Origin of the sequence: Corallococcus interemptor (genome assembly GCF_003668875.1) — a bacterium.
GTDB lineage: Bacteria > Myxococcota > Myxococcia > Myxococcales > Myxococcaceae > Corallococcus > Corallococcus interemptor.
Genome location: NZ_RAWM01000099.1, coordinates 24,323 through 33,061, shown reverse-complemented (window position 1 = coordinate 33,061; position 8,739 = coordinate 24,323). Strand labels below are relative to the sequence as shown.

The 8,739-nt window shown below is 70.5% G+C and carries 8 protein-coding genes; 5 read left to right on the top strand and 3 right to left on the bottom strand.

Annotated features, from left to right (window positions below):
* The 3 genes from D7X96_RS28180 to D7X96_RS28170 all read left to right on the top strand — a co-directional run.
* On the top strand, nt 1–380 hold a 380-nt coding region (locus tag D7X96_RS28180; RefSeq protein WP_208647387.1), incomplete at its 5' end, for a hypothetical protein.
* Nucleotides 381–495: 115 nt separating this feature from the next.
* A complete protein-coding gene (locus tag D7X96_RS28175; protein WP_121722619.1) occupies nt 496–1,092 on the top strand; it encodes a hypothetical protein in 597 nt (198 codons plus the stop codon).
* A 12-nt stretch (nt 1,093–1,104) separates the two neighbouring features.
* Nucleotides 1,105–1,674, top strand: coding sequence for a hypothetical protein (locus D7X96_RS28170; protein ID WP_147442858.1), 570 nt, complete (start codon nt 1,105–1,107; stop codon nt 1,672–1,674).
* Here the strand turns inward: D7X96_RS28170 and D7X96_RS28165 are convergent.
* Both D7X96_RS28165 and D7X96_RS28160 read right to left on the bottom strand, forming a co-directional pair.
* A complete protein-coding gene (locus D7X96_RS28165; RefSeq protein WP_121771163.1) occupies nt 1,662–3,191 on the bottom strand; it encodes a ribonuclease H-like domain-containing protein in 1,530 nt (509 codons plus the stop codon). The genes D7X96_RS28170 and D7X96_RS28165 overlap by 13 nt on opposite strands.
* Before the next feature lie 16 nt (nt 3,192–3,207).
* A complete protein-coding gene (locus D7X96_RS28160; protein ID WP_208647386.1) occupies nt 3,208–5,628 on the bottom strand; it encodes a DEAD/DEAH box helicase in 2,421 nt (806 codons plus the stop codon).
* 174 nt (nt 5,629–5,802) lie between these two features.
* On the opposite strand from D7X96_RS28160, the gene D7X96_RS28155 reads away from it, so the two are divergent.
* On the top strand, nt 5,803–7,050 hold the full coding sequence (locus tag D7X96_RS28155) for an ArsB/NhaD family transporter (protein WP_121771162.1): 1,248 nt from the start codon (nt 5,803–5,805) through the stop codon (nt 7,048–7,050).
* Here D7X96_RS28155 and D7X96_RS28150 read toward each other — a convergent pair.
* Complete coding sequence (locus tag D7X96_RS28150) at nt 7,047–7,886, bottom strand: hypothetical protein (protein ID WP_208647385.1); 840 nt, start codon at nt 7,884–7,886, stop codon at nt 7,047–7,049. The two genes, D7X96_RS28155 and D7X96_RS28150, sit on opposite strands and share 4 nt — an antisense overlap.
* A 92-nt stretch (nt 7,887–7,978) precedes the next feature.
* On the opposite strand from D7X96_RS28150, the gene D7X96_RS28145 reads away from it, so the two are divergent.
* Nucleotides 7,979–8,737, top strand: a complete 759-nt coding sequence (locus D7X96_RS28145) for a GspE/PulE/PilB domain-containing protein (RefSeq protein WP_233609653.1) — start codon at nt 7,979–7,981, stop codon at nt 8,735–8,737.
* Nucleotides 8,738–8,739: the final 2 nt, after the last annotated feature.

Below are 8,739 nucleotides of genomic sequence, written 5' to 3'. Positions count from 1 at the left end.
AGCCGGTGGTGGGGTTGATGAACCGGAACGTGCTGCCGTCGCTCGCCGTGCTCTTTCCGGCGGACGTCCGGCCGGAGCTGGCGCCGGGGATGACGCTGGAGTTCCAGATGCCGGACATGCCCCACCCGCTCGAAACGGTCATCGAGCAGGTGGAGGGGCCGGAGGAGTCGCTCCAGTTCGCGAAGGCGCACCGGCCGGCGGACGCGCAGTACCGGGACGGAGCGGTGCTGATCCGCGCGCACGTGCCGGGCCGGAACTACGAGCGGGACGGCAAGAAGCGCGTCTACCAGGACGGAGAGCTGGGCCGCGCCTCGGTGAAGCTGGGAACGCAGCGGCTGCTCGTCGCGTGGTTCCCGGGGCTGCGGAATGCGCTGCCGTGAAGCGGGCCTGGTCGCGTGCCTCGCGGCCCTGACGGCAGGCTGTGGGGCCTCCCGTCCCATTCCTGGCGTCGTCCAGGCCTCCGCTGGAGTCCCTGCGACGAGCATCCCGGGCCCGATGCCCTCGTTCGGCCCATTCGACTCCTTCTCGGATGCCCTTCAGGCGGCGTGTCCTCTCATCCTGGGCAAGCCGCACGCCACCGCTGGCAGGCCTACCGGGCAGAACTTCCAGCTGCGTTGGCGCCTCTCACGCGAGTACTGCGCCTGGCTGTATTACACGCCGGACCGGAAGTACGAGATGAGCATGCTCGCCGCGGGAGCGTTGCACGACGATCCCCAGAAGCGCACCTGCAACCTCCCGTCGAACGTGGACGACGCGCGCTATGCCCCGAACAGCCTGGGCTACGTCTTCGTCCTCCACAACCATCCCTACGACAACGTGTTGTCGGACCGTGACATCCAGTTCATCGTCGCCATGGCCACCGAGCACGGTGTGACCGTGAAGACGCACACGGGTGAGATTCCGCTGTCCATCGTCGCCTTCTTCTCCCTCTCCGATAGCCTGGAGCAGCCTCCGTGTGACGGGTTCTTCCAGTACATCCCCGCGACGGGAGAGTTGTTGCGCTGGCTGCGAAGTGACAAGGGATGGGGACGGCAAGTCATCGGCCGGGTGGAATGGCTGGATGCCACGCGCTACCGCATCGTGCGTGAGTGAGGAGCGCCGACGATGAAGCGAAGCGCATCGGTGTTGGTGCTGGGGCTTACCGCTGTCGGATGCACACGCGCCTTCGTGGCGGGCAAGGTCCCGGTAGACGATGACCGCTCGATTGTCTTCCCTCAGTTCTTCGAGCAGCCAGCGCTCCAGGTCGGTACGTCCGAACAGCCCATCGTGCTCGATGGAGCCGTGCTCCGGGCCCTGACCCTGGCAGCCGATGATTATCTGCCCGCGGAGCGGCCTGACACGCCGTGCCCTGAGCGGCGCGCGGCCCATCTCTTCAGGATCATCCAGCGCGAGGACGTCCTCTTCGTTCGCATCGACGTAGACCCTGCGGCGTGCGGAGGAATCCAGCCGGGGCTCGACTCCGGAGTGCGGTACGCCATCCATCGGGATGGACGAATCCTCCGTCGGGTGGTGGATGGAATGGAGCCATACGTGCCCTTCACGGATGGCGGTGTCATGGAGAAAGCGGAACCTGGCGTTTCGCCCTCCTTCGACCCGGCGCGCCCACGCCCCCTGCCCTTCTTGGACGCAGGCGCCGCATTCGACGCCGGAGCCCCTGACGCTCAGGCCCCCTGACGCGACAGCCGCCGCTCCAGGCGCTCAAGACGGAGCTGGTGGTCGTCGGGCAGCTCCACGGGGGCGGCGAGCCTCGCGTGGTACAGCGCCCGGGGCAGGTCCTTGAGGGAGTGCTCGTAGAGCTTCGTCAGCGACAGGTGCAGCATGGCGCCCTGTCCTGGCTTCGCGAACGTGAGCGCCCGCTGCAGGTGCGCCGCCGCCGTCTCGCAGTCCCCTGCCCGGCGGCAGAGGCGCGAGGCCAGCACCAGCGCTTCGATTCCCACCGCGCCTCCGCTCTCCGCCGCGGCCTTCGCGAACGTCAGCGCCCGCTCCGCGTCCCCTGCCCGCTCCGCCACCTGCGCGAAGCCGAGGAGGTCTCTCGGGTCCTGCCGCTCCGTGCCTTCCGACTGGAAGCGGCGCACCAGGTCGCCCAGCAGCGCCGCCAGCAGCAGCAGGTCCTTCTGGTTGTGCTCCAGCACCGGCACCAGCTCGGAACCGTCCGTGCCTCGCAGGAAGCGGAAGTACAGCTCCGGGATCAGCGAACCGTCCACGTCCCCCACCCGGTGGTGCCCCAGCACCTTCGACTCCAGGTGCACCAGCCGCGCGCCCTCGCCCCGGTGCTTGAACACGCGCCGCGCGCAGTGCAGCAGGTCCAGGTGCGGCAGCTCCCTGGGCACCGGCACGCGGTTCAGCACGAAGCGCGTGCGCAGGAGCGGCCAGTCGAAGCTCTTGCCGTTGTACGTGACGAGGCACGACGACGACGCCATGCGCTCGGCCAGCAGGCGCAGCATGGGTGCCTCTTCCCCCATGCGCCGCAGGAAGAGCTGCTGCACTCGCAGGGCGCGGCCCTCGAACCAGCCCAGGCCCACCAGGAACGGCACCGTGCCCGTGCCGCCCGCGAGCCCCGTCGTCTCCGTGTCCAGCATCAGCATCCGCGTGAAGTCCACCGACTCCAGTTCCGGATGCAGCGCCAGCCCCGCCACCAGCCGCGCCTCCACGTCGAGCGCCGCCGCCACCGGCGCCGTGCCGTGACGATGGTCCGGCGCATACAGCTGCTCGGCCACGTGCACCGTGCCATGCGGCGTCGAGCGCGCCTCCACTGGCAGCGCCCGCGGCTCGGGGACCGGCGCCACCGCCTTCCGAGCCGACGCCGTGCCCTGACGCTCCGCCCAGAACGCCAGCATCTGGCGCAGCGATTCCACCCGAGGGTCCGAAGCACCAGGCTCCACCGCCTCGCCCCGCTTCGCCGCGAACCTCCGCCGCGCCTCCTCGCGCAGATCCACGAGGCCTTCCGCCCGCGCGGCCTCCTGGACAGGGACGTCCGCCGGAGGCGCCTCGTCCATGGACATCCGCTTGCGCAGCGTCTGGACCAGCACCTCCGCGAGGGTGGTCGTCCCCGCCTCCTCCGCCGGCGGAATCCGAGCCACCTCCGCCGGTGTCTCCACCACCGGAGCCACCGCCACGGCGTTCACGGGCGCCCGGGCCTGACTGCCGGGGCCCGCGCTGGTGAGTCGGGACAGCTTGCGCTTCAGGTCCATGCCGCGCCCGTGCTCCTCACTGCACCCCGGCGACGCCGAGCGCCGCCAGCAGGTCCAACGCCAACCGCTTGCGCGGATGCGCCCCGGACGGCGCGCTCCCCGGCTGCCCACCCGCCGCCGGCCCGATGCACGCCGGACATCCGTCCTCGCACGGGCACGACTCCAGCAGCTTGCGCCCTCGCAGGAGCAGCTCCTCGCGCTGATCGTACAGCCGCGCCGCCAGCCCTACGCCGCCGGGCACGTTGTCGTAGAGGAACAGCGTCGGATCAAACCCCACGCCGCCATCCTTGCGCGGCGGACCGTCCGGCTCGTCCTTGCTGCCCAGCGTCCGGCCCAGGTCGCGCGGATCGCTCATCAGCCCCACGCACGCCACCGTGCGCAGCGCGGACCCCAGCCCGCGCAGCGCGTCGATGACCGCGGGCCGGGGCGCGTCCATGCTCCGCACCACCGCCTCCGGCACCGTCAGCCACAGCGCCGACGTGTGCATCTGCATCTCCGGCAGCCGCACGTCGCCGTAGCCCACGTTCTCGTGCGTGTGGAACTTGATCTTCTTGTAGCCCACCACCTTCTCGATGACGGACACCTCGCCCAGCCCCGCGTGCAGCGAAGGGCCCAGCGGCGCGCCCTGGTCCTCCTGGATGACGCTCACGCGCACGTTCGTCATCGCGTCCGTGAAGTAGTCCGGCGCCACCTTGCGCACGAAGGCCTTGTGGTTCTCCAGGTCCAGCATCTCCACCTGGTACTGCTCGGAGTCGTGCTGGTAGATGGCCTGCTCGTGCAGCTGCGTGTGCGCGGAGCGGAAGTCCATCTCCGCCAGCGTCTTGTCCGTGCCGCGCTCGATGACCACCACGTTGTCCCAGCCCACGCTGCGCAGCGACACGTGGTGCGCCGGGTACGCGTCCGACGACCAGTGGAACATCCGCCGCCCGCCCTCGGGCGCCTGTGACGGGTGCACCACCTGGTGCTGCGTGAGGAAGTCCAGCGCCTCCGTCGTGTTCTCCACCGGCACGTCGCCGAACGCGTCCCCTTCCTCGAAGGGCAGCTCGAATGCGGCGCACTTCAGGTGCTGGACCAATATCTCCACGTTGTCCGGATCAATCCGCGCGTGCTCCACCGGAGCGCCCGTGAGCGCGCGCGGATCCGCCGCGAAGTATTGATCCAGCGGATTGCTGGACGTCACCAGCAGCGCCAGGCTGCCCATGCCACGCCGGCCCGCGCGGCCGAAGCGCTGCGCCAGCGCCGCCACGGAGCCCGGGTAGCCCGCGCACACCACGGCATCCAGCGAACCGATGTCGATGCCCAACTCCAGCGCGTTGGTGGCCACCACGCAGCGCACCTCGCCCGCGCGCATCGCGGCCTCCGTCGCGCGCCGGGTGCCGGGCAGATAGCCGCCCCGGTAGCCCTGGATGAGCGACGGATCCAGCTTCTCCTCCACGAACCGGTCGCGGAGGTACTTGAGCATCACCTCCACGTTGTTGCGCGACTGGCCGAACAGCAGCGTGGACACGCCCGCGCGCACCAGGTCCGCGGTGAGCCGCACCGCGCTCTTCAGGTAGCTGGCGCGGATGCCCAGCTCCGCGTTCACCACGGGCGGGTTGTAGACCATCACCCGGCGCTCGCCGGACGGCGCCCCGCTCTCCGACACGAGCGCCACCTCACGGCCCAGCATCCGCTCCGCGTGCGCCTTCGGGTTTCCAATGGTCGCCGACGCCAGGATGAACGTGGGCGACGCGCCATGGAACCGGGCCACCCGCTGCAACCGCCGCAGCACGTTGGCCAGGTGCGAGCCGAAGACGCCCCGGTACGTGTGCAGCTCGTCAATCACCACGTAGCGCAGGTTCGCGAACAGCCGCGCCCAGTTCGCGTGGTGCGGCAGGATGCCCGTGTGCAGCATGTCCGGGTTGGTGAGCACCACGCCCGCGCGCTCCCTCGCGGCCCTGCGTGCATCCCCCGGAGTGTCACCGTCGAAGGTGATGGCGCCATGGCCCAGGTCCGCCTCGCGCATGAAGGCGCGCAGGGACTCCTCCTGGTCGCGCGACAGGGCCTTGGTGGGGAACAGGTAGAGCGCCCGCGCTTCCGGCTCGCGCGCGAAGCGATCCAACAGCGGCAGGTTGTAGCAGAGGCTCTTGCCGGAGGCCGTCGGCGTGGCGATGACCAGGCTCTCCCCGTCACGGGCCCGCTCGAAGGCCTCGGCCTGATGGGAGAAGAGCTGCTCGACACCCCGGCGCTTCAGCGCGTCCCGGACCTGCGGGGACAGCCCCTCCGGCATCGGCGCGAACACGCCGGTGCGGGCGGGCGTCACGGCGTCGTGGACGATGTTCGGCCACACCTGCCGGTCCGTCTTCCAGGCCTGGAGGACGGCGTCCAGCCCGCGAGCCCCCGACCACGGCGTGCGGCGCGGGCCGGAGAAGGCCTCGGTTTCCTTCTCGGGCTTCATAGGGCCGGCCACTGTACAGACGTGTACCCGGAAGGACAACGCGCGTCAGGACCCGCCGCGTCGGTCTTTTGGGGGCCCATCACCCACATTCGCCTCCGACAGTAGCCGGCCCGATTCCCTGCCAGGCGGACGGCCTCGACGGGCTCGAGGCGTGGACCCTAGTGTCCCGCGCCCGTGGCGCTCGCGATCTTCCTCTTCACGTACATCTTCATCGCCGGGGCACGGCTGCCCTTCGTCAAGCTGGACCGTCCCGGAGGCGCGCTCCTGGGCGCCACGCTGATGGTCGTCGCCGGCGCCGTCACGCCGGCGGAGGTCTTCGGACACAGCGCGGCCCGGGACCAGCAGGCCATCGACATGGACACGATCGTCCTGCTGCTGGGGATGATGCTGCTGGCCGTGTACCTGGCGCAGGCGAACTTCTTCCGGGCCGCCGGAGCCAAGGCCCTCAAGGTCGCGCACACGCCCAAGCTGCTCCTCGTCGCCGTGACGTTCGTGAGCGCCGTGCTGTCCGCGTTCCTCGTCAACGACACCGTGTGCTTGTTCCTCACGCCGCTGGTGCTGGTGGTGGTGGAGGACGCTCGCCTGCCGCCCGTGCCGTACCTGCTGGCGGTGTGCATGGGCAGCAACAGCGGCTCCGTGGCCACCTTCACCGGCAACCCGCAGAACATGCTGATTCAAGGCGCATCCGGGCTGGGCTACGCGCGGTTCGCCGCGTACATGGCCCTGCCCGCGGTGCTCTCCACCGTCGTCGTCGCCGTGGCGCTGCTCTACATGTTCCGCAAGGAGCTCCCGAGCGCGCGCTTCGACACGCACCCGCCCCCGCTGGAGGTGGATCGCCGGCTGCTCGCGCTGGGACTGGGGAGCCTGCTGGGCGTGGTGGTGGCGTTCTTCGCCGGATTGCCCATGAGCTGGAGCGCGCTCGCGGGCGGCGTGCTGGTGATGACGCTGTCCGGGCACGAACCGCGCGAGGCGCTGGAGCGCGTGGACTGGGTGTTGCTGCTCTTCTTCGCAAGCCTCTTCGTCGTCGTGCACGGGGTGAACAAGGCGGGCTGGGCGGAGGAGATCCGCCAGGTGTTCTCCCCGCTGATGGCCGGGCCGCCCTGGCGCGAGACGCTGGGCTTCGCGGCGCTGACGCTCGTGGCGTCCAACCTCTTCAGCAACGTGCCCTTCGTGATGCTCGCGCGCGCGTGGGTGCCGGCCATGCACGAGCCGGAGCTGGCGTGGCACGTCCTGGCGCTCGGCTCCACCCTGGCGGGCAACCTCACGCTGGTGGGCAGCGTGGCCAACCTCATCGTCTTCGAGGCCGCGCGCGGCAAGGTCCGCATGGGCTTCATGGACTACCTGCGCGTGGGCGTGCCCGTGACGCTGATCAGCTTCGCCGTGGGGCTGGGCGTGCTCCTGGCCGAGCACGCCCTCTTCTAGGCGTCCGGATCCGGCAGCTCGCCCGGAGGCAGCTGACGCTCGGGCGGCGTGGGCGCGGCAGCCGGCGCGGGCGCCGGGGTGACGGCGGAGGGCACGGTGTCTGGCGCGGTGTTGCCCGTGGGGGCCGAGCCCTTGCGGTTCTTGGGCGTCAGGTCCTTCACGAACATGTCCGCGACCTTGTCCAGCAGGTCCGTCATGGCCAGGCGGAACAGCTCCGGCTCCTTGCCGACCTTGAACGGATCCAGGTGCGGCGCGCCCTGATCCACCCCGTCCATGTCGAACGGCCGGCGCCACAGCTCCGAGCGCCCATCCACCCGGAACATGCGCCCGTAACCCTTGAGGTAGGCCCCGGCGCGCCCGTCCTCGCTGCGCATGCCGTAGTCCTGGATGACGAACTCCACGATGGTGTCCGCGCCCAGCGGGGCCATCAGGTCGTAGTCCGGCGCGTTGGCGGGCACCTCCTCCACCAGGAAGCTCTCCAGCGCGGAGGCCACCCGGGCGGGGTCCACCGTGTCCGTCCAGGGCGCTTCTTCCGGCAGGCGCGACAGGGTGGTGACGCGCAGGCGTTCGGAGAGCTCGAAGCGCGTGACGGCCTGCTGCAGCTTCACGGTGAGCCGGCGGTCCGCCTCCTTGGGCTCCAGCTTCTTGAGCTTGTCGGAGTACGCGCCGTCCTCCTGGAACACCTTGCTCTTGGGCCCCGCGCGCTCCTCGATGCGGGAGATGAAGGCGGGCCGATGGACCCGGTCCAGGTCCGCGCCGGACAGGCGCTGGGAGGCGCATCCGGCGGTGAAGGCCACGAGGACTGCCGCGAAAAGGAGGCTTCGGCTTCGCACCATGGGGCCCAGGCTAACCCATCCCCGCCCCCCTGGCCTGTTTGCGACCCACCAGAAGGCCTGGGGAACGTCCGGCGCTGATATGCTGCCCGGCCGTGAATCCTCCCCCTTCCGTTCCTCCCGGCCCCGGCCCCAACCGCAAGCGGCGGCTGGGGGAGATCCTGATGGACGCCGGACTGCTCACCGAAACCCAGCTGCGCACCGCGCTCGCGGAGCAGCGCAAGTGGGGCGGCCGGCTGGGCCTCACCCTGGTGCAGATGGGCGTCGTGGACGAAAGCTCCATGGTGCACGCCCTGTCGCGGCAGCTGGCCATCCCCACCGTGGACCTGGACAAGCACGTCCCCGTCCCGCACGCCCTCCAGGCGCTGCGCGTGGACATCGCCGAGCGCTACACCGTCTTCCCCATCGCCTACGAAGCGCCCACCAAGACGCTCACCGTGGCCACGTCGGATCCGACCAACGTGGAGTCCCTCCAGGAATTGGCCTTCCACTCCGGCCAGAAGCTCCAGGTGGTGGTGGCGACGGCGTCCTCCATCGAGCGCGCCATCCGGCACCACTACCACGGGGAAATCACCTCCACGGCCGCCACGCCGCTGAGCTTCGGCATGGAGGAGGCCACGTTCGAGCTGGCCCCGCCACAGCAGGCGGAGGCCGCCGCGCCCGCGCGAGCCTCCACGCCGCCGCCGGTGGTGCGCGACGCGGAGCTGGCGTCGAAGGTGGAGGCGCTCACGCAGCAGGTGGCGGACCTGGAGCGCATGGTGGCGCAGCAGGCCCGCGTGATGCGCGCGATGATGGACGCGCTGGAGGCCCGGGGCGCATTGACTCGCGAAGAGGTCCAGGCGAAGGCCCGGTGACT